The 24,301-nt window shown below is 66.8% G+C and carries 29 protein-coding genes; 13 read left to right on the top strand and 16 right to left on the bottom strand.

Annotation, left to right across the window (positions count from 1 at the left end; translation table 11 throughout):
* Nucleotides 1–141 precede the first annotated feature (141 nt).
* Nucleotides 142–975: a ZIP family metal transporter gene (locus tag AB0J62_RS18735; protein WP_363871941.1), complete on the top strand. Its 834-nt coding sequence runs from the start codon at nt 142–144 to the stop codon at nt 973–975.
* A 228-nt stretch (nt 976–1,203) separates the two neighbouring features.
* On the opposite strand, the gene AB0J62_RS18730 is transcribed toward AB0J62_RS18735, so the two are convergent.
* Nucleotides 1,204–1,419, bottom strand: a complete 216-nt coding sequence (locus AB0J62_RS18730) for a hypothetical protein (protein WP_363871938.1) — start codon at nt 1,417–1,419, stop codon at nt 1,204–1,206.
* 395 nt (nt 1,420–1,814) lie between these two features.
* Here AB0J62_RS18730 and AB0J62_RS18725 point away from each other — a divergent pair, with 395 nt between their 5' ends.
* Entirely contained in the window at nt 1,815–2,201 is a 387-nt protein-coding gene (locus AB0J62_RS18725) for a hypothetical protein (protein ID WP_363871935.1), read from the top strand.
* A 269-nt stretch (nt 2,202–2,470) separates the two neighbouring features.
* Complete coding sequence (locus tag AB0J62_RS18720) at nt 2,471–3,178, top strand: hypothetical protein (RefSeq protein WP_363871932.1); 708 nt, start codon at nt 2,471–2,473, stop codon at nt 3,176–3,178.
* Nucleotides 3,179–3,328: 150 nt separating this feature from the next.
* On the opposite strand, the gene AB0J62_RS18715 is transcribed toward AB0J62_RS18720, so the two are convergent.
* Nucleotides 3,329–3,802, bottom strand: coding sequence for an SRPBCC domain-containing protein (locus AB0J62_RS18715; RefSeq protein ID WP_363871929.1), 474 nt, complete (start codon nt 3,800–3,802; stop codon nt 3,329–3,331).
* Nucleotides 3,803–3,806: 4 nt separating this feature from the next.
* Entirely contained in the window at nt 3,807–4,676 is an 870-nt protein-coding gene (locus AB0J62_RS18710; protein WP_363871926.1) for an NAD(P)H-binding protein, read from the bottom strand.
* Nucleotides 4,677–4,880: 204 nt separating this feature from the next.
* Here AB0J62_RS18710 and AB0J62_RS18705 point away from each other — a divergent pair, with 204 nt between their 5' ends.
* Entirely contained in the window at nt 4,881–5,504 is a 624-nt protein-coding gene (locus tag AB0J62_RS18705) for a TetR/AcrR family transcriptional regulator (RefSeq protein ID WP_363871923.1), read from the top strand.
* A 7-nt stretch (nt 5,505–5,511) separates the two neighbouring features.
* Here AB0J62_RS18705 and AB0J62_RS18700 read toward each other — a convergent pair whose 3' ends face one another.
* The 3 genes from AB0J62_RS18700 to AB0J62_RS18690 form a co-directional block, all read right to left on the bottom strand.
* On the bottom strand, nt 5,512–6,318 hold the full coding sequence (locus AB0J62_RS18700) for an isocitrate lyase/phosphoenolpyruvate mutase family protein (protein ID WP_363871920.1): 807 nt from the start codon (nt 6,316–6,318) through the stop codon (nt 5,512–5,514).
* Entirely contained in the window at nt 6,315–6,614 is a 300-nt protein-coding gene (locus AB0J62_RS18695) for a putative quinol monooxygenase (RefSeq protein WP_363871917.1), read from the bottom strand. The genes AB0J62_RS18700 and AB0J62_RS18695 overlap by 4 nt, the downstream gene beginning before the upstream one ends.
* Before the next feature lie 83 nt (nt 6,615–6,697).
* The gene (locus AB0J62_RS18690; RefSeq protein WP_363871914.1) at nt 6,698–7,369 is read right to left on the bottom strand and encodes an antibiotic biosynthesis monooxygenase; all 672 of its coding nucleotides are present in this window, start codon (nt 7,367–7,369) and stop codon (nt 6,698–6,700) included.
* Between the two features lie 112 nt (nt 7,370–7,481).
* Here AB0J62_RS18690 and AB0J62_RS18685 point away from each other — a divergent pair, with 112 nt between their 5' ends.
* Together AB0J62_RS18685 and AB0J62_RS18680 are read left to right on the top strand one after the other, a co-directional pair.
* Entirely contained in the window at nt 7,482–8,228 is a 747-nt protein-coding gene (locus tag AB0J62_RS18685) for an SDR family oxidoreductase (RefSeq protein ID WP_363871911.1), read from the top strand.
* A 2-nt stretch (nt 8,229–8,230) separates the two neighbouring features.
* Nucleotides 8,231–8,887, top strand: coding sequence for a hypothetical protein (locus tag AB0J62_RS18680; RefSeq protein ID WP_363871908.1), 657 nt, complete (start codon nt 8,231–8,233; stop codon nt 8,885–8,887).
* Nucleotides 8,888–8,928: 41 nt separating this feature from the next.
* On the opposite strand, the gene AB0J62_RS18675 is transcribed toward AB0J62_RS18680, so the two are convergent.
* The gene (locus AB0J62_RS18675; RefSeq protein WP_363871905.1) at nt 8,929–9,588 is read right to left on the bottom strand and encodes a TetR/AcrR family transcriptional regulator; all 660 of its coding nucleotides are present in this window, start codon (nt 9,586–9,588) and stop codon (nt 8,929–8,931) included.
* Between the two features lie 80 nt (nt 9,589–9,668).
* Here AB0J62_RS18675 and AB0J62_RS18670 point away from each other — a divergent pair, with 80 nt between their 5' ends.
* Nucleotides 9,669–10,451: a glucose 1-dehydrogenase gene (locus AB0J62_RS18670; RefSeq protein WP_363871902.1), complete on the top strand. Its 783-nt coding sequence runs from the start codon at nt 9,669–9,671 to the stop codon at nt 10,449–10,451.
* A gap of 80 nt (nt 10,452–10,531) precedes the next feature.
* Here AB0J62_RS18670 and AB0J62_RS18665 read toward each other — a convergent pair whose 3' ends face one another.
* From AB0J62_RS18665 to AB0J62_RS18655, 3 genes are all read right to left on the bottom strand, one after another.
* The gene (locus AB0J62_RS18665; RefSeq protein WP_363871899.1) at nt 10,532–11,539 is read right to left on the bottom strand and encodes an RNA polymerase subunit sigma-70; all 1,008 of its coding nucleotides are present in this window, start codon (nt 11,537–11,539) and stop codon (nt 10,532–10,534) included.
* Nucleotides 11,540–11,664: 125 nt separating this feature from the next.
* Entirely contained in the window at nt 11,665–12,651 is a 987-nt protein-coding gene (locus AB0J62_RS18660; protein WP_363871896.1) for a zinc-binding dehydrogenase, read from the bottom strand.
* Nucleotides 12,652–12,759: 108 nt separating this feature from the next.
* Nucleotides 12,760–13,095, bottom strand: a complete 336-nt coding sequence (locus AB0J62_RS18655) for a helix-turn-helix domain-containing protein (RefSeq protein ID WP_363871893.1) — start codon at nt 13,093–13,095, stop codon at nt 12,760–12,762.
* Between AB0J62_RS18655 and AB0J62_RS18650 the strand changes: the two genes are divergently transcribed.
* Nucleotides 13,094–14,059: a PhzF family phenazine biosynthesis isomerase gene (locus AB0J62_RS18650; protein WP_363871890.1), complete on the top strand. Its 966-nt coding sequence runs from the start codon at nt 13,094–13,096 to the stop codon at nt 14,057–14,059. The genes AB0J62_RS18655 and AB0J62_RS18650 overlap by 2 nt on opposite strands.
* Before the next feature lie 26 nt (nt 14,060–14,085).
* Here AB0J62_RS18650 and AB0J62_RS18645 read toward each other — a convergent pair whose 3' ends face one another.
* Nucleotides 14,086–14,838: an SDR family NAD(P)-dependent oxidoreductase gene (locus AB0J62_RS18645; RefSeq protein ID WP_363871888.1), complete on the bottom strand. Its 753-nt coding sequence runs from the start codon at nt 14,836–14,838 to the stop codon at nt 14,086–14,088.
* Nucleotides 14,839–14,905: 67 nt separating this feature from the next.
* Nucleotides 14,906–15,904: an RNA polymerase subunit sigma-70 gene (locus tag AB0J62_RS18640; RefSeq protein ID WP_363871886.1), complete on the bottom strand. Its 999-nt coding sequence runs from the start codon at nt 15,902–15,904 to the stop codon at nt 14,906–14,908.
* 206 nt (nt 15,905–16,110) lie between these two features.
* Here AB0J62_RS18640 and AB0J62_RS18635 point away from each other — a divergent pair, with 206 nt between their 5' ends.
* The 5 genes from AB0J62_RS18635 to AB0J62_RS18615 all read left to right on the top strand — a co-directional run bounded on the left by AB0J62_RS18635 (nt 16,111) and on the right by AB0J62_RS18615 (nt 21,042).
* A complete protein-coding gene (locus tag AB0J62_RS18635; protein ID WP_363871883.1) occupies nt 16,111–16,986 on the top strand; it encodes a LysR family transcriptional regulator in 876 nt (291 codons plus the stop codon).
* Nucleotides 16,987–17,116: 130 nt separating this feature from the next.
* Nucleotides 17,117–18,022 carry a zinc-binding dehydrogenase gene (locus tag AB0J62_RS18630; RefSeq protein ID WP_363871881.1) on the top strand — a complete coding sequence of 302 codons (906 nt, stop codon included), beginning with the start codon at nt 17,117–17,119 and terminating at the stop codon, nt 18,020–18,022.
* A gap of 130 nt (nt 18,023–18,152) precedes the next feature.
* Nucleotides 18,153–19,166, top strand: coding sequence for an AraC family transcriptional regulator (locus AB0J62_RS18625; RefSeq protein WP_363871879.1), 1,014 nt, complete (start codon nt 18,153–18,155; stop codon nt 19,164–19,166).
* Nucleotides 19,167–19,221: 55 nt separating this feature from the next.
* Nucleotides 19,222–20,220, top strand: a complete 999-nt coding sequence (locus AB0J62_RS18620) for a zinc-dependent alcohol dehydrogenase family protein (RefSeq protein WP_363871877.1) — start codon at nt 19,222–19,224, stop codon at nt 20,218–20,220.
* 39 nt (nt 20,221–20,259) lie between these two features.
* Nucleotides 20,260–21,042, top strand: a complete 783-nt coding sequence (locus AB0J62_RS18615) for a FadR/GntR family transcriptional regulator (RefSeq protein WP_134105057.1) — start codon at nt 20,260–20,262, stop codon at nt 21,040–21,042.
* Here the strand turns inward: AB0J62_RS18615 and AB0J62_RS18610 are convergent.
* From AB0J62_RS18610 to AB0J62_RS18595, 4 genes are read right to left on the bottom strand one after another with little or no spacing between them, the layout of a single operon-like run.
* Nucleotides 21,027–21,863, bottom strand: a complete 837-nt coding sequence (locus AB0J62_RS18610) for an amidohydrolase family protein (protein WP_363871874.1) — start codon at nt 21,861–21,863, stop codon at nt 21,027–21,029. The genes AB0J62_RS18615 and AB0J62_RS18610 overlap by 16 nt on opposite strands.
* A complete protein-coding gene (locus AB0J62_RS18605) occupies nt 21,860–22,198 on the bottom strand; it encodes an L-rhamnose mutarotase (protein WP_363871872.1) in 339 nt (112 codons plus the stop codon). The genes AB0J62_RS18610 and AB0J62_RS18605 overlap by 4 nt, the downstream gene beginning before the upstream one ends.
* Complete coding sequence (locus tag AB0J62_RS18600) at nt 22,195–23,376, bottom strand: mandelate racemase/muconate lactonizing enzyme family protein (protein ID WP_363871870.1); 1,182 nt, start codon at nt 23,374–23,376, stop codon at nt 22,195–22,197. The genes AB0J62_RS18605 and AB0J62_RS18600 overlap by 4 nt, the downstream gene beginning before the upstream one ends.
* Before the next feature lie 22 nt (nt 23,377–23,398).
* Nucleotides 23,399–24,301 (bottom strand): carbohydrate ABC transporter permease, encoded by a 903-nt coding sequence (locus AB0J62_RS18595; RefSeq protein ID WP_363871867.1) that lies wholly within the window; start codon nt 24,299–24,301, stop codon nt 23,399–23,401.

The following is a 24,301-nucleotide window of genomic DNA, read 5'->3' as shown; positions in this document are numbered from 1 at the left end:
CACGATCCTCGATACCTGCGGTGACCCCGACCGCGTGGTCCCAGGAATACGGTAATTGAACACTTGAAGAGTTGTTAGGTGAGGCTGGCCTGATCTATCGTCGGCTCGCTGGTTCGGTGATTCTCATCCTTGGAGCACGACATGTCCGGTTCGAAGATCGCGCTGCTTGGTGCTATCGCGGGGTTCACCATCTTCCTAGGTCTCCCGCTGGGTCGGCTGCGCAATCCGGCGCCGCGCCTCAGAGCAGCCTTGAACGCGGTGGCGATCGGGATCCTGCTGTTCTTGCTATGGGACGTCCTCGGGCAAGCGTGGGATCCGACCGATGCGGCATTGAGCGATCACGGCTGGGGCAAGGCGGTCGTTTCCGGTCTGGTCCTGGCGATCGGCTTCGGTATCGGCCTGATCGGACTGGTCCGCTACGACCGGTGGATCGCCCGCCGCAACGCGCCAGCCACGGCTGGGAAGTCCGAAGGCCCGGGGGCGGCCGCAGCGACTGAGCTGGCCCGCACCGCGTCGTCGCCGGCCAGCCGGCTGGCCCTGATGATCGCCATCGGTATCGGGCTGCACAACTTCGCCGAAGGCCTGGCGATCGGCAACTCCGCCGCCTCGGGCGAAATCTCCCTCGCGGTGCTGCTGATCATCGGGTTCGGCCTCCACAACGCCACCGAAGGCTTCGGTATCGTCGCGCCGCTGGCTGCTGAAGGTACCCGCCCGTCGTGGGCAACGCTCGGACTGCTCGGCCTGATCGGCGGTGGCCCGACATTCATCGGGACCCTGATCGGGCAACAGGTCGTCAACGACACCCTGTCGGTGGCCTTCCTCGGCCTGGCGGCGGGCTCGATCCTGTACGTCGTCATCGAACTCCTCGCCGTAGCTCGCCGGTCGGGCCGCAAGGAACTCACCGCGTGGATGATCCTGCTCGGCCTCTTCGCGGGATTCGCCACAGACGCCGTGATCACCGCAGCGGGCGTCTAGGTCCGATCTGACGAGCCACTTTTAGCCAGGTCCGCCCACGCCGTCGCCATCGTCGAGCGCTGACATTGCGAACGCTGCCAGCCCCAGCCATCGCCGTACGTCAGCTGCTGGCGGCAGAGGCTCCAGCAGCTCCGGGCCGTTGTTCTTGACGTAGTTCGCGGCCTTGTACATCCGTACCTGTCGAGGCTCCCGTCGCCAGGCGGAGCCACGAGCCGGGCCCTTTGTTGCCTAGGACTTGCGTACGCGTCGGCTCATCCGCCACTTCTTCAGCTTGGCCTTCAGATAGGCCACGCCAATGCGGATCTTTGTCCAGATGCTCAGCGGCAGTTCCTTGGCCAGCTTCTTCCCCAGCTGCTTGGGCTCGACCTTGTGCGCCGCATCAGTGGTCGCTTTGCGGCCGGTCTTTCCCGCCTTCTTGACGGACTCGGCCGGGTTAGGGCTCATCGTTGCTCCTTCGGGTCGATTCACACGCCACACGGGCGCGTGTTCCCCGCTCACACAATCCCTCCAGTGCCCGGCAGCGGCGCGACGCATTCACGCCAGGCGGTAACGGCTTCAAACCGCGGTTCAGCATCGGGAGGCGCATTCGACGCAGGTGCGTGCCGTCAGCCTCGCTTCAAGCCGAGCTGTCGCGACCGGCTGCCCGCCCACGTCATCTCCTGACTGCCCCACCGAGCACAACCGAGGACCAGCGCACGCGCCGAGGACATATCGCCGTACGGCGACATGAGCTGAGGGACAGGCGCATGCTGAGGACATGGCCGATCGGTGGTACTGCGGGAAATGCGAAGGGGCAGACGGGTTTGATGCATCTTGTACAACAGCCTGGAGATGGTCTGATGAACCGCGACGAGAAGCGGAACCGCGATGCTGAGATGCCCGGTCTGACTGTTCAATGTAAAGCCCCTACTGTGGCGTTGCAGGCTGCGTTGCCCGGAACCCTCGAGATCGACACCGTCACAAACTGCCTGGTTGTCCGCACCCAAATCAGCCGCGCACCCGGCATTCACAACCTCGTCGACATCGATGTGGCCTGGCCGCCAGGCTGGAGTGTCGCACTCCGTGACGGTGTTGTCGTCCTGCTCGATGCAGCTGGACAGATTGCCGGTCGTCTGGGCGACGAGGTAATCGTTGGTGGAGGTTTCGTAGATATAGCCATAGCCGATGTCGTCTCGTGCACAGGCCAAGAGCGAATATTCCAGGCGTACGAGCTCACGCGCACTTGAGCGTACTTGTCGAAGCTTGACGAGGACGCCCTGTCCTCATGGCCCAACTCTGCTCACGAACCAGACTCAGTGATCACAGTCCCCGATCGCCCAAAGACGACCCCGCCCGGGCCTTTCTGAAGCCGGGTTTCGGCATCAAAGCGGCCACTTCCAGCGGATCGCCCAGCGGCGGCTGGTCGGTTGTCCTGACCGAATATCACGGAGTGGTCGCTTCGCAAATTCTGGCAAACCAAGCGGGGCAGAACGCTGTCTTATGGCTATAGGGAGCCATGCAGACACAAGGGGGAATCGAGACGATGAACAATCTGCGCAAGGGTTGGAAGGCGGCAGCGGCGGGACTCACCACCATCGGACTGGCGGTAGTTGCTTACGGCAATCTTCCGGCCGCGAACGCCGAGCAGACTTCAGGGCAGGCAGCCACGGCGGCGAGCGGAACAGTTCTCAGCCGGGCGAAGCACATGGTCACCGTTGCCGAGGTCAGAAAGGCCGACCCAAAGAGGCCGTGGTCAGTGCAGATCGACAGAGGGCTGCTGCAACGCACGTACTGCGGCGTCTACTCGACCGAGGGCAAGAATGTGGCGTCCCGGCTGGCCCGCGCGTACACCGGCGACAACATAGCGAGCTACGGCCGTCAGCACGTGACGGCGTACCGGACCCCTGCCGCGGCCAAGGCGGCGTACTACTCGATCGTGAAGACCGTGCTGAGCTGTACCGCGAGCAAGCCGGCGCCGACGCACGCCCGGAAGATCACCGAGAACCGGGTGGTCAAGGGCGCAGCCGGCCCGACCCGGGTGATCCGCTGGTACGACTACCCGCTGCCGAGCGACCCGGGCGGCGAGGCGGGTGGTTTCCCGTACGCGATCACGCTCCGGGGCACCACCGTCTCGGTCCTGGCCTTCAGCGGCTACGGTCCGGGCATGTCGGCGCCAAGCTTCGACAGGCTGGCCCGCACGGCAGCGGCGAAGCTGCCGCGCTGAATCAGCACAAGGAACCGTCGCCTCCGTCCGCAGCAAGCCGGGCGGAGGCGACGGTCCGGGCGAGTTCGTGGGGGAACCGGCTCAGCGACTGGCACGCCGTACCCCCTCCCGACACCTGCTGTAGCACCAGTTGATGCCTAAAGAGTTCAGTCAACTAGCCGCGTCGTACGACGTCCGGGCCGTGTTCTTGGCGTTGGGCGTTCCGCGGCCGTCGGTGATCGCCGCGACCAGGCTGGAGCCGACGTAGTGATCCCAGCCCTGGCTGCACACGTCGTAGCAGGCGAGGTGCGGGAACAGGCCGTCGTGCGTGAACCGCAGTACAGTGCCTGATTCGGTCGGGGCGACATCGAAGACGCAGCGGGTTCCGATCCACTCGTCCTCGCCCTCGAGGAAACCGAACTCGTTCTCGAGGATCAGCCACACCACCCGCTCCGAGCTGGACTCCGTGATCCGGATCCGGCTGTGGTGGACGGTGCCGTAGCGATAGTCGAACTCGTCGCCGACGTCGGCCGTCGGCCCCGTGATGCCTTCGGACCACCACGTCGTGGGCCGGTGGATCGCCGCGAGTACCTGGTCGGGAAGCTCCCGAGGCTGGTCCGGCGACGCCGGTTGATGCGTGGGCAACGGGTTATCCGGCGAACTGCGCGCGGTGTTCGTGAAGGAACTCTTGCAATGGGCGCGCGGGCGTGCCCGTGAGCTGCTGGAAGGTCTCGGTCGTGTAGTCGTTCTCGCCGGCGAGGATGGCCCACTCGCGTGCCATCAGCAGCTCAGCCGTCCCAGCCGGTACGCCGGCGCCGATCAGGCCGTCGAGGAACTGACGATCGTTCGCGACTTTGAACCTGACCTGCTCCCCCAGCTCCGCCGAGAGCAACTCGAGGGCCTCCGGCCACGACATGGCGACAGGTCCGGTCAGGTCGTAGTGAGCGTTCCACAGCGCGGGATCGAGAAGCACCCGCACCCCGGCTTCGGCGACGTCGCGATGGTCGATCAACGCCGTACGGCCGCGGTCGGCAAGTCCGGTCCAGGTACGTGAGATACGCATTTCACGCGCCCCAGCCAGCATCGACGCCGAGAAGATCGCCGGCCGGATCGTCGAGTACGGCACCCCCGTCGAGGACGCGAAGTCGTCGATGCTGTGGTGAGCTCGCTGATTGATTCCGAGCGAGCCCGCCGAGGCATTGAGCACCGACAGCCGGGTGACCTGCTCGATCGAGGGTGCGTGGGCGGCGGCGTTGATCGCCACCAGTTGGATGACACCTTCGGTCCCGATCGAGCCCATGGCAATGAACACGGCACGGATCCCGTCGAGTGCTTCGGCAAGCTCGCGCGGATCGTCCAAGCGGGTTGACCTTACGCGAAGGCCTTCGGGCTCGCCGAAGGCCCGGCGAGCCTTGTCCGGGTCGCGGACCAACGCCGTCACCGTCTCGCCTCGCGCCAGAAGCCCCCGAACGATTTCGCTACCGACGCGCCCGGTCGCTCCGATCACTGCCGTGGTCACGTCTCCTCCTTAGTCGCGCCACAGGGCGTGCGTCCGCGGCCACCCGGTCGTCGAATCCTTCGAGTCTCGCATCGGTCTCGATTCACGCCCAGGCCCGGCGTGACATCTCCATGGGCTCTCTGACTTGAAGATTCCGGGTTATACAGCCCATTTCAGGAACTGCATTATGGGTTGTCAGGCCCACTCTTGAGCTACGCTGGCGCCATGGCCGATGCCGAAACTCGTTTGACCCGCAAGGGCCGTGCCACCCGCGATCGGATCGTCGAAGCGGCCGCCGAGGTGGCGCTCGAGCGCGGGGTCCAGGGGATGACGAACGAGGAGGTGCGCCGTGCCGCCGGTGTCAGCGGATCGCAACTCATGCACTACTTCCCGGACAAGGAGTCGCTCCTCTCCGCCGTCATTGATTGGCGGGCCAGGGCCGTCATGAACTTCACCCAGATGGCGGCCAAGGAAGGACTGGACACCTTCGAAGGACTGCAGTCCTGGGTCGATGCCTACCTCGATCACGAGGAAGCATGCGTGGCGGGCTGCAGCTTCGGTTCGCTCGCAGCCGAGCTGGTCAAGAGCGAGACGGGCCTTCGGGAGAAGCTGGCCGACGGGTTCGACCAGTGGGAGGAGCTGTTCCGCGCCGGCCTGCAGGCTATGCGGGATCGCGGCGAACTGAAACGCAGCGCCGACCCCCGAGCCCTGACCAATGCCCTGATGTCCAGCTTCCAAGGGGGGATGCTGCTCTCCCAGGCATCAGGCGATTCCACCGCGCTCCGCGATGCCCTCACCGCAGCGCTGGACTATCTGTCAACCTTCCGCTCCGCCCGATCGCGGGCGTGAACGAAAGTCACTCGCCGGTGGCTGAAAGCTTGCCGTCGCGGTAGTCCACCAGCCGTCCCTGCGCCTGCGGATAAGGCGTCGCCTTGGGTGGAGTGTCGCCGTCGCGGAGCCGGATCGCGGCGTCCACTCCCGCGTCGATTGCTGCCCGGTACGGCAGCGATCCCGTACTCACGCGCCGTACGCCGAGGTCGGCGAGTTCGCGTACCGTCATGCCGGGGACCGGTAGAACATTGACCGGTACGGACAGCGTCGCGGTCAAAGTCCGGATCTCGTCGGGTTGGCTGATGCCGGGGACGAAGATCCCGTCGGCGCCGGCCTCGACGTAGGCCTGCGCGCGGATCATCGTCTCCTCCAGGTTCGCCGATTGGCCCAACCAGTAGGTGTCCACCCGTGCGTTCACGAACAGGTCGGGCGAGGTCGCCTTGATCGCGGCCACCTTGGCGGCGTGCCGGCCAGGTTCGACGAGCCGCTCGTCGGTGCTGTCCTCGATGTTGATCCCCGCCACGCCGAGGTCGGCGAGGTAGGACGCCACCTCGTCGGGATCATCGGAGTAGCCGTCCTCGACGTCGGCGGTCACCGGCACCGGCAGCCGCAACAGGCGAGCCGCCAGCGTGGCCGTCGCCTCTCGCGTGGAACGGCCACCGTCCGGGGAACCCTCGATCGCCGCAACTCCGAAGCTTGTCGTGCCGACCGCCGGGAATCCGGCGACCACGAACCCGAGCGCGGAGCCGACATCCCATGCGTTCGGCAACACCAACGGTGCCGGGCCCTCGTGGAGCGCGCGGAAGGCCTGTGCCGCGTCGCGGGCGTTCACGCCTCCGCCGGTGCGTCGTAGGTCTCGAGTACGCGCGATTCCAGCAGGGGCACGATCCGGCCGAGCACCAGGTCGACGAAGTGCGGCGTCTCACGATGGGCGGCCAATGCCGCGGCGTCGCGGTACCGCTCGAGCAGGGTGATTCGTCGCGGGTCATCCAGGCTGGCGAAGGCCTCGAACGAGACGTTGCCCGCCTCGCCGCGACTCGCCGTCGCTAGCTCCCCCAGCAGCCGCTTGACCTCGGCCTCCTTGCCGGGCCTGATCACGTAGCGAGCGATGAGCTGGATCTCCGACATCAATGGTCCTCTCGTATTGGGCTACATAGCCCATTTTAGGTTGAGATGAGCATCCTGACAAACAGGACGTAGCGCGGCCAACTTCAGTCCTTCGATATCTCCGGGTAGTACTGCGGCGCTTCGTAGCGATCAACCATGCCGTAGTCGCGGACAACGCGGACCTCGCGCACCCTGGTACCGGCCGGCACAGTTCGCGCGATCCTGAATCGCTCCGCCGCTGGGTGGTCCCGCCACGTTGCCACGAGGATGAGCTGACCTGGGGTCAGCACAGCGTCGAACACATCCCAGTCCACCAACCCAACGGTCTCTGGATCGAAGCCGAACCAGGCAGCACAATCCTCTGCGCTGGCCGCCTTCACCTGATCCCGCGGCTTCGTCAAGTTCAGCAGCGTGACAGCTGTGCCCACGCCAGTCTCTGTCTCATCGAGCCTTTGCTCTTGTAGCTGTTGCCCGGCCGGCAGGTCGTTGTCCGCCGTCACCTGCCCTACCCGTAGGTGGTAGTCGCCGAGGATTCGGTCGCGACCCTTCGCCTGGACCTCGTGATGACGGGCCCTGGTATGCCAGCGCACCAGGGCCTTCTCATCGCGCCAGTTCGACAGCGACAGGATCCAGCCATCGCGCGTGATGCTCCGGTATCGGATGTTGTCCACGAACCCAGCGATCTGCTCGAGCTCCGGCTTCAGCATCTTCGCGGAGTCGAGGTAGGTGTTCCACTCTTCGGACCTGGGCCGAACCTCGAACAGCACTGAGAACATGGCTCAACTTCCTTACCAGATCGGTGGCGAAGCGAGGCCTCGCAGCGAGGGATTTGGGATTTGATTCCCATTCCTCTATCTTCTGGGATACAGAACCCAAAAGGAAGTGCTCATGACTTCAGATCTTGCAGGAAAGACCGCCCTCGTCACAGGCGCGACGGCCGGCATCGGCAAGGCCGTCAGCTTGGCCCTCGCGGCACGCGGCGCGACCGTCATCGTTCACGGAAGGGACGCGGCCCGGGGCGCCCAGGTCGTGCAGGAGATCGAGGCAGCAGGTGGTACAGCGCGCTTCATCGCCGCCGACATGAGTGACAAGGACGACGTACGGCGACTCGCGGCCGAGGCCGGCGACGTCGACATCCTGGTCAACAACGCCGGGGTGTATCGGTTCGGAGGCACGACCGACACCGACGACGCCCTCTTCGACCTTCACATCGACACGAACTTCCGGGCGCCGTTCATCCTGGTGCAGGAGCTCGCACCGGCCATGGCTGCCCGCGGTGGCGGCGCGATCGTGAACGTCAGCACGTTCGGCGCGGCCGTGGCCGGCAAGGGCGGTGGCATCTACGGGGCATCCAAGGCGGCGCTCGAGCTGATGACGCTGGTCTGGGCCGACGAGTTCGGCCCGGACGGGGTGCGGGTAAACGCCGTCGCGGCAGGGCCGACGTACACGCCCGGGACGGCGCCGGCCGCCGATATGGTCGAGGCTCTGGGGCGCGCTTTCGCGTTGGAGCGCGTCGCTCAGCCCGAGGAGATCGCCGCCACGGTCAGCTTCCTCGCCGGTCCGGAGTCCAGCTTCGTGAACGGCTCCGTGCTACAGGCCCACGGCGGCATCAAGGCCGTCGTACCGCGGGTCTGATCATGTCCGCGACCACGTCATCCGAGCTGAACCGTGCCACCGCTCATCTCGCGCAGGTCGATGATGTGCTCGCGGCGCTCCTGGACAGCGGAGCCGACCCAGACCCCTTCCACGGGGAAAGCCCGGTGCCGGCCGAAAAGCGGTTCGCCTCGATGGTGCTCCACATCATCGGTCAGCAGATCTCGATCCGGGTCGCGGAGGTGATCTTCGGACGGCTCGAGGCCGCACTCGGGGCGCCTCCCACCCCGGAAGGCGTACTCAAGCTGGGTCCGGAGGCGCTTCGTCCACTCGGGATGTCGCAGGCGAAGGCCTCCTATCTGGTAGACCTCGCCCAGCGCGAGTCCGACGGCCGACTGAGCTTGACCGAGATCCATGCGTACTCCGACGATGAGGCGCTCACGCGGCTGACCGCCGTACGTGGCATCGGGCTCTGGTCGGCGCAGATGTTCCTACTCCACCAGCTTCAGCGGCCCGACATCTTCCCTGCGGGCGATGTCGGTCTCCGCAAAGCCGTGCAGCGAGCCTGGTCCCTTGCCGACGTACCGTCGATCAAGCAAGTTGAACAGCGCGCGGTGGCATGGTCGCCGTATCGCACTTACGCCGCGGCGTTGTTGTGGCGCTCAGGCGGCCACCTGGGCGGGCATCAAGACGACATCTGAGTCCCTTGACTATGCCGGACCCATGATCCTGACGCTCGCCTTCACAGCCTGAAGTTCGTGCGAGCCGCCACAGCCGGATCGCTTGCGAACGTGTGGAGGTGGGCCAGGGCAGCTGAGAGTGAAGCCCGTAGCGGCGCCGGGTCGCGGAACGTCTGGGCCAGCAACATGCCGCCCTGCTGCGCGCCTAGGAGGCTGCAAGCGAGTTTCTCGGGATCGGCATCTTCCCGCAGGTCACCGCGCTCCTTCATCGCTGCCAGCCCGTCCCGGAACATGCCGAGCCACCGGTCGAACCCGGAGGCGAGGTCGGCGCGGAAATCGGCGTCGGTCTCAACCAGTTGCCCGGCCAACGACCCGAAGACGCACCCCCCGACACACTCGCGCTCGAGCATCACGCCGACCTGCATCTCAGCCCAGAGCTCGAGCGCCTCGAACGTGTCCAGGGCACCCAGGTCCGGGTGCCGGTGGTTCTCGATCGTGGAGTCGGCCTGAGCGCACACCACGGCCTTCACGAGGCTTCGCTTGTCAGTGAAGTAGTGCGTCATCTGCGAGCCGCTGACACCGGCTGCCTTGCGCACGTCCTCGATCCCGGTGCCGGCCACGCCGTGCTCGAGGATCAGGTCCGCCGCCACGCCGAGAATCCGATCGCGTGTCGCCCGCCCCTTGCTCGTCAGCCGAGGGCCTGTGGTCTCTGCGTCGCTCATGCTCCAATCCTAGCGTTTTGGGATGTAGATCCCAATGAGCTATATTTTGGGAAATCAATCCCAAAATGAGAGTTGCGACCATGACCGTTGATCTCACTGCCCAGTCCACCGGAACGGCCGCCCCGGTCGTCCTCATCACCGGCGCCCTGACCGGCATCGGTCGCGCGACGGCCACCACCTTCGCCGAGCGCGGTGCAAGGTTGGTCGTCTCCGGCCGCCACCCCGACAAGGGCAAGACCCTCGTCGACGACCTGGAGGCCAAGGGCACCGAGGCACTCTTCGTCCGCACCGATGTTCGTCACGACCAGGAACTGGCAGCCCTCGTCGACACCGCCGTGGAGCGCTTCGGCCGCATCGACATCGCGGTCAACAACGCCGGTACCGACGGCCAGTTCGCCGCCCTGCCCGACATGACCGAGGAGCTCTACAGCCAAACCTTCGACACCAACGTGTTGGGCACCCTGCTCTCTCTCAAGCACGAGCTGCGCATCATGCAGCAGCAGGGGTCGGGCAGCATCGTCAACATCAGCTCCATCTACGGCGAGCGCGGCTTCCCCACCGGATCCCTGTACGTCGCGAGCAAGCACGCCATCATCGGCATCTCCCGATCCGCGGCACTCGAGGCCGCCGCGTACGGCGTACGGGTCAACGCCATCGGTCCCGGCCCTGTCCAGACCGACATGTTCGACCGCGTCACGGGCCACGACGCCGACGCCAAAGCCGCCTTCCTCAGCAGCGTCCCAGTCGGCCGGGCCGGACGCCCGGAGGAGATCGCGGAGGCCATCGTCTACGTCACCTCACCGAACGCCGGCTTCCTCACCGGCCAGACCATCATCATCGACGGCGGCATGAACGCGGCCTGACCCTCGCAACCCCGAAAGCACTGCCTTCCGAGGGAGCCCATCTGCGCGCTCGTAAGCACCAGGACCTCTAGAACTCGTCCTTAGTGTTCCGGGAGGGACTGTGGTAGGCCGAATGCTGCGAAGGCGGTGTTTTCGAAGCGGGTCATGGCGCGGATGTGGTCGTTGACGAGGAGTAGGACGAACAGGCTTGTTCCGCGGCGGGTTCCGTCGGGGGCGCGGACGTAGGCGCCGAAGGCGGGTTGGCCGTTGGCTCGCGTGGGGATGAGGCTGTACTGGCGGCCACTGCCGAAAAGCAACGCCATGAACCGGGCCGCGGACTCCCGCCCCTCGTACTCGAACGGCATTGGCGGCATCGACACGAAAACGTCGTCGGTGAACAGTTCGACGAGGGCTTCGAGGTCGGACGACTCGTAGGCGCGGACGAACCGAGCCACGATGGCGTCCTCCTCTGGCGACCCGGCAGCGGGCTGTACGTCGGTCTGCCCCCACAGGGCCCGTTGCCGTTCCAGATTCGAACGGGCGCGCTTGAGCGCGCTGTTCACCAAGGCCAGTGTGGTGTCGAGGATCTCCGCGACCTCGCCCGCACGGAATCCCAGGACGTCGCGGAGAATCACGACCGCGAGTTGCCGCGGAGGCAGGACCTGCAGCGCGGCGACGAACGCCAACGAGATCGACTCGCGCTGCTCGTACCGAGCCTCGGGGCCGACCGGCAGCCCGAGCGCACCCTCCGCGAAAACGTCCGGGATCGGCCCGAGCCAGACCGCTTCGCCGAGCCGGGTCGGTTCGGGGGGTTCGACACCGGGAATGTCCCACGCCTTCGCCGGCCGCCGGCGGGCAGCTCGCAGCGCGTTGAGGCACTGGTTGGTCGCGATCCGGTACAGCCAGGTGCGGATCGATGCCCGTTCGCCAAAGCCGGCGAGGCCTCGCCAGGCCGCGACCAGCGTCTCCTGTACGGCGTCTTCGGCGTCCGGCATCGAACCCAGCATGCGGTAGCAATGCACAGCGAGCTCGCGACGATGAGGTTCGGTCAGCGCACGGAACGCCTCGGCGTCACCGGCCCGCGCCCTCGAGATCAGGTCTTCCGACACCACATCCACCTTTCCGGCAGCGCGCGGCCATCCCACGCCCATCGTCGTACAGACACCGCGAGCCACGAGAACTGATCGCCCACACCGGCCACCGTCCCGCCAGGCAGGAACGATGCCCTGCGCAACTAGTCTGCCCGGCTCTGGAGGGTGACGACGTACTTGCCCTCGCCGCGGCCTTCGGCGAGGGCCTGCTGGGCTGCGGCGACCTGCTGGAGCCCCTCGAGGGGCGTGACTTCCACTGGGAGTTCGCCGCGCGCGACGGCGGCGAGCGCCTCGGATTGCGCCTCGGCGATCAGCCACGGCGCCCTGGCCGCGAGGCCGCGCATGCTGAATGCGCCGACCATCGCGTTCGTCGCGAAGAGCCGGCCCGTCGGGATGGCGTCGAGCGCCGCACCGCTGGCGTTGCCGTACAGCATGATCCGTCCCGTCGGCGCCACCAGTTCGAGATCCTTGTCGATCCACTTGGTCCCCTGCGAGTCCAGGATGAGGTCCACGCCGCGTCCCTCGGTACGCCGCATTACGGCGGCCGACAACTCGTCGTCGCGAACCAGTACGGCGTCGTACCCTGCTCGCTCAGCACCTGCGGAACGGCTGCTATGGCCGACCGTTCCCAGGATCAGCCCAGCCCCCTGGCGCCGCGCCACCCGAGCCAGTGCTTGCCCTAGGCCACCACCCGCCGAGTGAACCAGCACCGACCCTCCCGGCCGCAAGGACCGTAAGAGAAGTACGGCCGTCGTCAAGGTGCCCGGCACCGCCGCCGCCGTCTCGAACGTGAGCCCGGCCGGAATCGGCGACACCAGACGAGCCGGCACCTTCACGACCTCGGCCAATCCGCCGGCTGTCGTGAACGCAACGACTGGCATGCCGACCTCGAGCCCGTCGACCCCGGGCCCCAGGGCGCGGATGGTTCCAGCTGCCTCGAGGCCGGGAACGAACGGCCAACTCGTCGCGTAGCCCGGGTCGCCCCGGCGCGCCATCACATCGATGAAGTTCACTCCCGCGGCCCGGACGTCGATCGTCACCTCACCCGGCCCCGCCACCGGCACCTCGACCTCCCCGACCCGGGTCGCACTGCCGTCGGCGGCCGGCTGATCGAAGATCACTGCCAGCATGTCCCCTCCTCGTTGTTCGACGTACGACGAACATCGTATAACCAGGCAACCGGACCAGCACAAGGGCCGACGCCGATTGCCCATCCCCGAAGGGCAGGCATACGCGAGTCAGGCCTCGGCGAGCTGTCGCTCGTAGGTCTCCAGCACCGAGTCCAGCAGGCCGGGAAACCGGGCGTTCAGATCGTCCAGCCGAAGTGTCGTCCACCGGCGGTTGCCTTCGTCGCGCTGACGGATCACGCCGGCCTCCCGCAGGACGCGGAAGTGATGCGTCAGCGTCGACGGCGCGACGTCGACCGGGAACGTGCCGCACGGCCGCTCGACATCGGACCGAAGCGTGCGAACGATCGTCATCCGCGTCGGATCCGCCAGCGCGTGCAGCAGGTCGAGAAGATCCAGCTCGACGAGGTCCGGGTGAGTGAGCACGCGACGGTGCGAACGCGGCATGAGGTACCTCCCCTTCGGCAGCAGCTTATACGACGTACGTCGTACGTCGGAGGAGCCCGGGAGCGAGCGTCAGGGCCTGGCGGCGATGATGCTGCGTGGGGATAGGAGGGAAGAACCAGCCATGAGCCTCGAGGTGACCATCGTGCAGGCATGCCTGCGTTCCGGACGAGGTGGAAGCCGGACCGCGGTGATCGAGGACCGGGACCTGAGCGACGCCGCGCGACGTGCCGTACCTGCGGCGGTCGGCGCATCCCACGCGGTCTTCATCTCCGTGCAGGATCCGTCGGCGGTCAGGCTTCGGTTCTTCACCTCCACCGGCGAGCTCCCCGCCTGTGGCCACGGAACGGTCGCCGCCCTCGCCGTACTGGCCCAGCGCAGCGGCGACGACCGGTACGACGGAGTACTGCATTCGACAGCGCGATCGTTGCCAGGTCACGCCATTGGCAGTGAGGGCGTCTACAGCGCGGCCTTCGAGCCCGGCCCGGTCGACCTGCGTGCCGCGACCCCCGAGGAAGCCGATCCAATTCTCTCCGCGTTACGAGTCAGCGCCGAGACCGCCCGATGCCATGTCGCCTCCGTGGGACGACCGCGTCTGCTGGTCGAACTCGCCGACCAGCAGACGCTCGCGGACCTGGCGCCCGACATGCCCGCGTTGCGAGCGGCCACCGATCGGCTCGGCCTGCTCGGCTGCTACGCCTACGGGACGCCGTCGGCTGACGGCCACACCGTCGCCCGCATGTTCGCTCCGTCCATCGGCGTTCCAGAAGACATCGCCAACGCCAACAGCACAGCGTGTGCAGCCGCACATCTGTCGACTCGAGGGCACGCGAGGCTGCAAGTGGATATGGGCGATTCCTTGGGCCATCCCGCGACCATGACAGCCACGGTCACCGGACCGCCCGACGCACCGATCGTCGAAGTCGGCGGCACCGCAACAATCTCAGGCCGGCGCCGCCTCAGCTAAGCGCTCGCGTTCCCCTTCGAGCGACATCAACTTGCTTGTGCCTGCGCGCGAATTGCACGGGCGAGGGAGGCGTTCTCCCGTTCGAGCGCCTTCACCGCGCCGTTGCGCCAGCTCTCGGTCAACGCTTGCGCCATCGGATCCGGGAAGATGTCCTCTTCGTCCTTCTCCACTCCGTCGAGAATGCTCTCCGCGACGGACTCCGGCGACGCCTTGGGAATGTCGACCCCCGCGCTCATGTCGGTGTCGACGATGCCGGTCAGCACGGCATGGACGCTCACGCCGCGATCCGCAAGCAGCGCCCGCATCGATTGAGTCATCGAAAAGGCCGCTGCCTTTGAGATTCCATAGGCCGGAACGACCGGGAACGGCGCGAGAGCGTTCACCGAGAGATTGTTGACGATCGCTCCACCCGAACGGACCAATTGCGGCAGGAAAGCCTCGACCATCCTCTGCATCCCGAAGAGGTTGACGGCAAGATGCCGATCGATCACAGCGCGATCGCTCAGATCGTCGTACGCCGCTACTCCGGCGTTGTTGACCAGGACGTCGAGGGAGTCGATCTGTCCGGCAGCCCGTTCGACCTGTGCCGCGTCGGTCACGTCGAGAGTCAGCGGCGTTACGCGCTGATCCGCGTGGGTCCAGCCCGTCCGCGTGCCGGCGTACACCCGCTTCGCACCTCTCTTCAGGATCTCCTCGACCAATGCCTGCCCGATGCCGCGGTTGGCACCGGTCACCAGAAATGTCTTGCCCGCGATGAATACCATGTTGTCGATTTCCATTCTTCTCAGGGGGAGATAACACGCCGACCGGTTATGACGTGACCGAAGGTCGGCGGCGAGGTCGAGATCAGTGCGCGAGAGCCGGCGCGTGCCCGAATGCCGATACCAGGGACGGATCGACGAACACGGTGACCCGGGAGATCCTGGCCCCGATCAACGTCAGGACCTGAATTCCGTACGCCTCGTAGCGACCGTCGTGGGTACGCTGATAAATCACGAAGGCGGGCTGCCCGTTGGCGGCCGTCGGCACGATCCGCCATTGCTGCCGGTGCAGCAGAACATGATCGGCCAAGAAACCGATGACTGCTCGCCGGCCGGTGAACCAGGTGGGAACGGGTGGCATTTCCAGCTCGACATCGGCCCGCAAGAGGTCCACGAGCGCATCCGCATCAGCGCGATCGAACGCGTCCACATACCGCGCGAGGAGCTCGCGCCGCGATTCCTCCACGGGCTCGGCCAGGTCGTCCTGGACGGGTCCCGCCGCTGCCAGCTGCGCCCGGGCTCGACGCAGCGCGCTGTCGACAGCGGCGGTCGTCGTACCGAGCATTTCCGCGACCTCGACCGACCGGAAGGACAGCACGTCGCGCAGCGTCAGCACAGCACGTTGCCGGGCAGGCAGGAGCTGGAGCGCGGCGATGAACGCGAGCCGGACACTGCTCCTCCCCTCCACGATCGCCGCCGGGTCCTCGCCTCCGAACAGCGCGTCGGGCGCCGGCTGGAGCCATAGAACCGACGGGTCGCCTGGTGCGAGCTCGACCCTGTGATCGTCCGACGGCGCACCGAGACCCGACGGCAGCGGACGTCGGGAGCGTGTCTCGAGAGCGGTCAGACAAGCCATGGTGGCGATCTTGTACAGCCACCGCCGTACCGAAGAACGACCCTCGAACCGGTCGAACCCACGCCATGCGCGCAGATAGGTTTCCTGCACCAGGTCCTCGGCGTCATGGATCGAGCCGAGAATCCGGTAGCAATGCGCGAGCAGCTCTCGTCTGAAGGGCTCAACCGCGGCGGCGAAGTCCCCGTCCGGTGGCATCCCGGTGTCTGCCTGGGTCGCTGTGAGACTCACTGTGAATGTCCTCCGGTCCGGCGTCGCGCGGATCACGCTGATCAGGTTCGGTCGAACGTCATGACCCCCGCTGAGCCCGAAAACCGTCGCTGCGCTGGAGTGACCCCGGTCACAGTGCGGCTCCGCCGGCCGCCTCCCGACGGAAGAAGGCGTCGGCTGCAGACGTTGAGCCGATCAGGACGGCTGAAACGGCAGGAGTCGGGATCATGGAAGTTCGCCAGCTCGAGTTCTTTGTCGCTGTCGCGGAGGAATTGCACTTCGGCCGCGCCGCGGAACGGCTACACATCGGGCAGCCGGCAGTCAGCCAGCAGGTCGCGCGCCTGGAGCGCGAGCTCGGTGTCCAGCTCTTCGATCGCACGACCCGCCGGGTCAAGCTGACCGCGGCCGGCGGCCGGCTGTTGCCGGAGGCACAAGCCACGCTGGCAGCCTTCGGGCGGCTGCGGTCCGCGGTTGCCGAGCCCGTCGCGGTAATCACCGGTCCGCTCAGGATCGGGACAAGCCAGGGATTGGGAGATCGCCTCGACCGCGTCCTCGACTCGATCGCGACGCTGGCACCACAGGTCGAGGTCCGGCTCGTGAGCCTGCAATCGGCGGATCGTCTCGACGCAGTACGGCGCGGTGAGCTCGACGCCGCCTTCATTCGGCCGGCGGCACACGTCACCGGTCTGGACACCGTCGCGGTCTGGAACGAGACCCTCGTGGCCGCACTGCCGGCCACCCACGTGGCCGCGGCGCGCTCGCTGGTAACCCTCGCCGATCTGGCGAGTACGCCGCTCAGGCTGAGCCCGCGGCTGGCGAATCCTGGGCTCTACGACTTCATCACCGGACTCCTTCGGCAATCCGGCGTCGAACCGCCGGCAGGTCCGCCAATCGGCTCGGTGTACGACGCACTCGCCGAGATCGGTGCCGGACCGCCGGCCTGGACCGTCCTGTACTCCTCGGCGGCCGAGCGGTTGCGAGTCCACCGGATCGCCTTCCGGCGATTGGACGTCCCGGCCTTACAGACCCTGATCGCGACCGCTCCCGGCCCGTCGGCTCCCGCGGTCCGGCTCCTGCTGGACAGCTGCCTTGCCGCCGCCTGACTGCGCGCCGCAGGCTCCCAGACGCCTCGGTCCGAGCTTCGTTGACGATTGGTGATTCATGCCGATCGGTGATGAGTGAACATGGCACAGTCGCCTTGTTGACGGCGTATTCACGGCCTGAGATTGACGCATGAAAGCACTCGTGAACACGCCCACAGGCCTCGTCGTCCAGACCGTCGCCGACCCGGCTCCCGCACCCGACCAGGCGCTGATCGCCGTACGGTCGTTCTCCGTCAACCGCGGCGAACTTGACCTGCTAGCGGCCCGTACCGAGGACTGGCGGCCGGGACAGGACATCGCCGGAGTGGTGGTCGAACCGGCCGCGGACGGATCCGGACCGGCAGCAGGAGCGAGGGTCGTCGCGCTCGCCGAAGACAGTGGCTGGGCCGAACTCGCGTCGGTATCCACGGCCCGCTTGGCCGAGCTGCCCGACACCGTGGACATCGAGCACGCCGCCGCGCTGCCGTTGGCCGGTCGAGCCGCGTTGAACACCCTGCGCATAGGCGGCAACTTGGTGGGCAAGAAGGTGCTGGTTACCGGCGCAACCGGTGGCGTCGGTCAGCTCCAGGTCCAGCTCGCAGTCCTAGCCGGCGGCGAAGTCACCGCGATCGGTCGGGGCGAAGCGGCGGAGCTTCTGGTCAAGTACGGCGCCGGCTCCGTCGTACCGACCGTCTCGGAGGCGAACGGTCTGTTCGATCTGGTCACGGAGTCGATCGGCGGTGAGTCGCTCGAAGCCGCGGTCACAAAGGTCGCACCGGGTGGCACCGTGGTGGTCTTCGGCGCGAGCAGTCGACGGAAGGCGTCCATCAACCTCTACGACTTCATCGGGCACGAGGGCGCGCGCCTGGTCAGCTACCTGTCGTACGCCGACCCTTCGCCGGTCAACGCGGACCTTCGAACACTTGCCGACCTCGTCGCCGCTGGTTCCCTGCAGCCGGCGGTAGGTTTCCAGGCCGGGTGGGACCAGGTAGACCGAGCCCTCGACGGGCTCCGCAACCGCAGCTTCCACGGCAAAGCAGTGCTCACGATCCCCTGAAACCCCAGCTCAGCAGGAATGGAGTTTGCATGGTGAGCGTCAGTGTCGAACACCCCTCCGGCCCAAAGTGCCACCGCGCTGAGCAGCCCCAATGAACTATCGGGATGGGCGAGCCGGCGATACTCATGAAGTGGACGTCCTGAGCGACGCTATTGTTGCCGTACGCACCGGTCGGCCGCACTCCATTCGGCACGAGTTGTTCGCGCCGTGGGGGCTGCGTTTCCCACCAGGTGAGGGCGCAGGCTTCCACGTCGTACTTCGGGGCTCGTGCTGGCTGATCCCGGCCGACGAGCCACCGATCGCGCTGAAGGCCGGCGACGTGGCCCTCGTCGGCGGCGACCTCGCCCATGGGATCGCCGACAGCCCGACGTCACGCCTCGTGGAATTCCAGCTCGACGACAGCGATACGCCGTACCGCGAGATCCGGCACGAAGGTTCCGGTCGGAGCACACTGATCTTGTGCGGCGCATACAGGCTGGACCGGACAAGGATCCACCCTGTGCTGTCCGAGCTGCCGCCCGTCGTCCACGTGCCGGCGTACTCCGGAGCGCATTCGTCGGTCCACGCCGTGGTTGAGTTGCTGGCTGATGAGGTTGATCGACAGCAACCCGGCATGGATGCGATCGTGCCGTCGCTGCTGGACACGTTGTTGCTCTACGTTGCGCGTTCCTGGTTCGAACAGAGCTCGCGCGACGAGAGCACGACCGGGTGGATCGCAGCACTGAAAGATCCCGCGATCAGCTCCGCGTTGTCCGCCATCCATCACGATCTGACCCATCCCTGGACGGTGGAAGAACTTGGGGAGAGAGCGGGGCTGTCGCGGGCGGCGTTCGCCCGTCGGTTCACCACGCTGATCGGACAACCACCGCTCGCGTACGTGACCTGGTGGCGGATGATCACGGCCGCCCGGCTGCTGCGGGAGTCCGATGTCCCGTTGCGCGTCGTGGCAAGGCAGGCCGGCTACAGCTCCGAGATCGCCTTCGCCGCCGCGTTCAAGCGGGAGCACGGCGTCAGCCCCGGCCGATACCGGCGACCCTCACCCAAAGACGTTGCTGCGGGCAACAACGTCCAGGTCCCCGCGGAAGACGATCGCTTCGCTGTCGCGGACGATCGAACATGGAGCCTCTTGATCGAACGCTCATAGCCTGATGGAGCCCGGTTCGCGTCGTACCGGGCCAGACGATCAAAGGGAGTCAGGCATGACGAAGGCAGTCCGCTTCGACGAGCTCGGTGGGCCGGAGGTGCTCCGGCTGGAAGAGCTGAAGCTCGAGGAGCCCGCCCATGGTGAGGTCCGGATCCGTGTCGACGCGATCGGCCTGAATCGAGCCGAGTCCAATTTCCGTTCGGGCACCTACGTGTATCCGCCGAACCTCCCGGGCTCCGGCCTCGGCTACGAGGCTGCCGGAGTGGTCGATGCTGTCGGCGAGGGCGTCGACGAGTTCGCGGTCGGCGATGCCGTCAGCGCAGCGCCGACGTTCCTGATGACCGACTACGGCACGTACGGCGAGGCGGTCGTTCTGCCCGCCCATGGCCTGGTTCACCGTCCGGCCGATGTCGATCCGGTGACCGGAGCCGCCACCTGGATGGCCTACACGACCGCCTACGGTCTGCTGGTCGAATTCGGCGGAATCAACCCGGGCGACACGGTATTGATCAACGCGGCATCAAGCAGCGTCGGCCTCGCCTCGATCCAGGTCGCCAACCATCTCGGCGCCGTCCCGATCGCCACCACTCGCACGCACGCCAAGAAGCAACGGCTGCTGGATGCGGGCGCGGCCCATGTCATCGCCACCGAGGAGGAGGACCTCGTCGCGGAAGTTCACGGCCTGACGGGCGGCCGGGGTGTGGAGTTGGCCATCGACGCCATCATGGGCCCGGCGGTCACAACTCTGATCCAGACGGTCGTGCCCGACGGGAGCCTGTTGTTCTACGGCTGGCTGGATCCGACGCCGGCGCCGATGCCCATCGCCGCGGACTTCCGCGGCCGCAATATCCGCACCTACGCGTTCACCGAGGTCACGATCGAGGATCCGGCCCGGCTCCGCCGAGCCAAGCACTTCATCAACGCCGGTGTACGAGCGGGCACCCTCCGCCCCGTGATCGACCGCACCTTCGACCTGACCGACGTAGTCGCGGCTCATCGCCACCTGGAGTCCAACACCCAGTTCGGCAAGATCGTCCTCACGGTCGAGCACTAGACGTCAGGCCGGCGGGTGATCGTCGGTAAGATCATACGTATGGCAAGGGACTCGATTCCGGCATCCGGGCTGATTCCGCGACGTCTGCCCGCGGGTCGGCTCGGGGTTTCGGTCGTCGCCGAGCTGGTGGACCTGATTGTGACGGGCCGGTTGCAGGAGGGCGACCTGCTGCCTCCGGAAGCGCCGCTGAGCGAGCACTTCGGTGTGAGCCGGACGGTGTTGCGTGAGTCGGTGAAACGGCTCGAGGAGAAGGGGCTGGTCACCGTCTCCCAGGGCCGTGGCACCCAGGTGCGAGCACCGGGCTACTGGAACATGCTGGACCCGGTGGTGTTGTCGGCACTGATCGACAACGACGAGAGCCTCGGCGTCCTCGACGAATTGACCGTGGTGCGAGCGAGTCTCGAGTCGGCGATGGCAGGAGCGGTCGCCGGCGCCCACAACGCCGATGAGCTCCGCCGGCTGGAGAACGCGTTGACGGCAATGCGGGAGAGCGAGTCGGAGACAGACTCGTTCCGGCAGGCCGATGTGATCTTCCACTACGCAGTCATGGAGATCTCCGGCAACCAGCTCGCCGAGAACATCGCCAAGCACCTCTACAAGCGAGCCGTCGAGTCCAGCCGGTACCAGGGCATCGACCCGCCGGACGCGGTGGCGCTCACTCTCAAGGAGCACGAGGCGATCGTCAAGGCGATCGCGCGCAATGACCGCGCCGGCGCCGAGAAGGCGATGCACAATCACATCCACGGGTCGTGGGAGCGTCGCCGGCTGTCCGACCACGCTCCCCGCCCCCGCGGTCGCAAACGAGGTCAGCGGCGGGAGTAGATGTCGGCAGCGTTGCCGCCGAACACCCGCGCACGCTCGGCCGTGGACAGCTCACCCAGCAGGCTGTCCACTGCTGCTTTCCACGCCACCGCTCCTCCGCCGAGCTCCACCAGCGGCCAGTCGGAACCGTAGAGCAGGCGATCCGGCCCGAACGCCTCCAGGGCGACCAGCACACGGTCCGCGAGATCCTCGGCGCGCCAGGACCCCGGAGCCAGGCCGGACACGAGACCCGAAACCTTGGCGGCGACATTGGGACGGCGTGCGAGCTCCTTCAGCCCGGTTGCCCAGGCGCTCGTGGCCGCTCCGGGCGCCGGCGGCCCGCCCAGATGGTCCAGCACGAAGCGCACTCCCTCGTGCCGACCGCTCACGACTGCAGCCTGCGGCAGCTGCCAGTCGCGGACCACGAAGTCGAAACACAGACCCTCGCGGTCCAGCACACCGATGCCGAGGGCAACATCCTCCCGCCCCAGCCACTCAGGATCGGGGTCGATGTGCACAAGATGCCGCACCCCGACCAGCGGAACGGTCGCATTCCGGCGGATCAGGTCGAGCTGCGCTCCGACGTCGGTCGTGAGGTCGACCCAGCCGACCAGGCCTGCGACCACGGACGGATCCAGGCGAGCGAGCCGGAGGCTCTCCGACAAACTGTTGCTCGACTGAACGACGACCGCACGCTTGAGCCCCGTCGAGGCAAGCATCGCCTTCAGGTCGGGCGATCCGAAGTCACGGGCGATCGGCGCCATCGTCTCCGGATCGATCCAGTCCTGCGGGTCCAGCGCCCGATCCCACAGATGTACGTGCGCATCGATTCCCACGGTCATCCGAGGTGCCAGACCTCGTCGACGGGCTGCCACAACGCACCCGGGATCCGTTCTTCGGCGATCCGCACCTGACACGGGTCGGTGTGCTTCCACCACTCCTGCGACACCGGGTCGTCCGCGATCCGCTGCATGTCCGCGTCGTGGTCCTCGCCGACGTACTCGTAGTACGCGAACAAGATGTCGCCGAAGACGAAGATGCTGTAGTTGCGAATGTTGCACTCGACAAGCTTCTGCTCCACGCCCGGCCAGACGGCGCTGTGCAGTCTCAGGTACTCCTCGCGCTTCTCGGGACGTACGCCGACGACGAGCGCGTGACGCTCGGGCGCGCGCGTCACGAGACCGGCCTCAGCGGCGTGGCGGGAACGTCGATCACGTCCGGCTCGGCCACCAGCCGTAGTGCGGCGCGCTCCGGCCGGATATGGGGTCCCGTCGAAGCGGGAACCGTCGCCGCGGTACCGGCCGATGCCAGCTTGGACTCGTCCACCTCGATGCCGATACCCGGGCGATCGCCGAGAATGATCCCGCCGTCGTCGAACTCCTGGTCGACGTCCAGACCGACGGGGAAGTGCAGATCCTGGACCTCGTGCGTCAGAAGATTCGGTACTGCGGCAGCCGCGTGTGCGATCGGGTTCGCGTTGTAGGCGACGGGGCTCACCGGCAGGTCGTGACCGTGCGCCAGCGTCGCCACGCGCAGGAAGTGGGTGATCCCCCAGACGTTGCCCACCTGCACGATGTCCAGAGCATTCGCGTCGAGCAACGGCCGGTACTGCTCGAGACCGGTCAGGTTCTCGCCGCTGGCGATAGCTGCCCGGACCTTGCCGCGCAGCGCGGCCAGACCGGCGGCATCCCACCGCCGCAGCGGTTCCTCCACCCAGGTGAGGTCCATCCGCTCCTCGATCGCTGCCACGTACCGGGCAGCCTGGGCCTGGTTCCACGACTCGTTCGCGTCGAACATCAGCGCGGGTCGGCGGGAGTTGCGGCTCAGAACCTCGCGGGCGATCTCCAGTCGCGGCAGGTCGCGGTCGAGGTCACGGCCGCCCTTGAGCTTGGCCGCCTTGAAGCCGCGGTCCGCGAAGCGTCCGTAGAGCTCGGCCAGCTCCTCGTCGGTGAGGCCGTACTCGAGACCGGACGCGTAGCCGGGAACGAACCGTTCGCGCGCGCCGAGAAGCCGCCAGAGCGGCTCCCCGGCCGCCTTGGCCTTGATGTCCCACAGCGCCATGTCGACGGCGCCGATCGTGCCGAACACGGGCCCGGAGTGACCGGCCTTGAACACCCAGTCGAGCATGCGGTCGTAGAGCGCGATCACCGAGCGCGGGTCCTCGCCGGCCACGGCAGGAAAGACCCGCGCGATGTCGTCGTGCGCGCCGAGGCCGACACCCTCGATGCCGGCGTCCGTCTCAACGACGAGCACGGGGACCGGGGTCGTGTTCCCGCTGTGTACGCCGTTGACGTCGCCGGTGACTCTCCCCCAATCGTGAACCGTGCTCAGACTGCGATATCCGGTGATCTTCATAGGTGGTTCTCCTTGAGGGCGGTCATTCCTTGGTGCCTCCCGCGGTCATCCCCGCGACGAGGAACCGTTGCGAGAAGAGGAACACGAACAGCACGGGCAGGATCGACACGATCGTCGCCAACGCCAGGGTAGGCAGCTGGACGGAGTCGGATCCGGCCGAGCTGGGGTTGAACGCGGGGGTCGCGGCCAGCAGCGAAGTGAGCCCGACCTGGACCGGGTAGCCGTCGCTCGAGGGCAGCATCACGAACGGCAGGAAGAAGTTGTTCCAGTTCTGCACGAAGCTGAAGAAGGCGACCAGCGCGACGATCGGCGCGGCCAGCGGCAGCGCGATCCGCGAGAAGACCTGGAACTCCGTGCAGCCGTCGATGCGGGCAGCCGCCAGCAGGTCGCGCGGGATGCTCGTCGAGAAGTAGATGTAGGTCAGGTAGACGCCGAACGGGAAGAACGACATCGGCAGGATCACCGACAGCGGGCTCCCGATCAGGCCGATGCTGTTCAGCTCGAGGAAGATCGGCAGTACCAGAGCGGTGCTGGGGATGAGCATCACGACCAGCGTCAGCACGAGGAGCGCCCGTCGTCCCTTGAACTCCGTGAGCGCCAGCGCGTACCCGGCGGGGACGCCGACGACGAGCGTGATCACCAGGGCACCGAGCGCGTAGACGGCCGAGTTCCCGATCCAGGTGGTGACGGCGCCGTCCTGGAAGGCGAACAGCTGGTGCCAGTTGGCGACGAGATCGCTCCACGACCCGGCTGAGAACGGGTTCGAGACGATCAGCGATTTCGCGGACTTGGTGACCGCGAGCAGCAGCCAGACGATCGGGATCACGAAGAACAGGACGAACAGGGCCATCACGATTCCCGCGACGGACCGCGCGCTCCACCCGCGGAGGTTCACGCGGCTGGACTCACTGGAGAGTGCCGACAT

The organism is Kribbella sp. NPDC049584, assembly GCF_040675555.1.
In the GTDB taxonomy this organism is placed as follows: domain Bacteria; phylum Actinomycetota; class Actinomycetes; order Propionibacteriales; family Kribbellaceae; genus Kribbella.
This window is presented reverse-complemented; position numbering and strand designations above follow the sequence as displayed.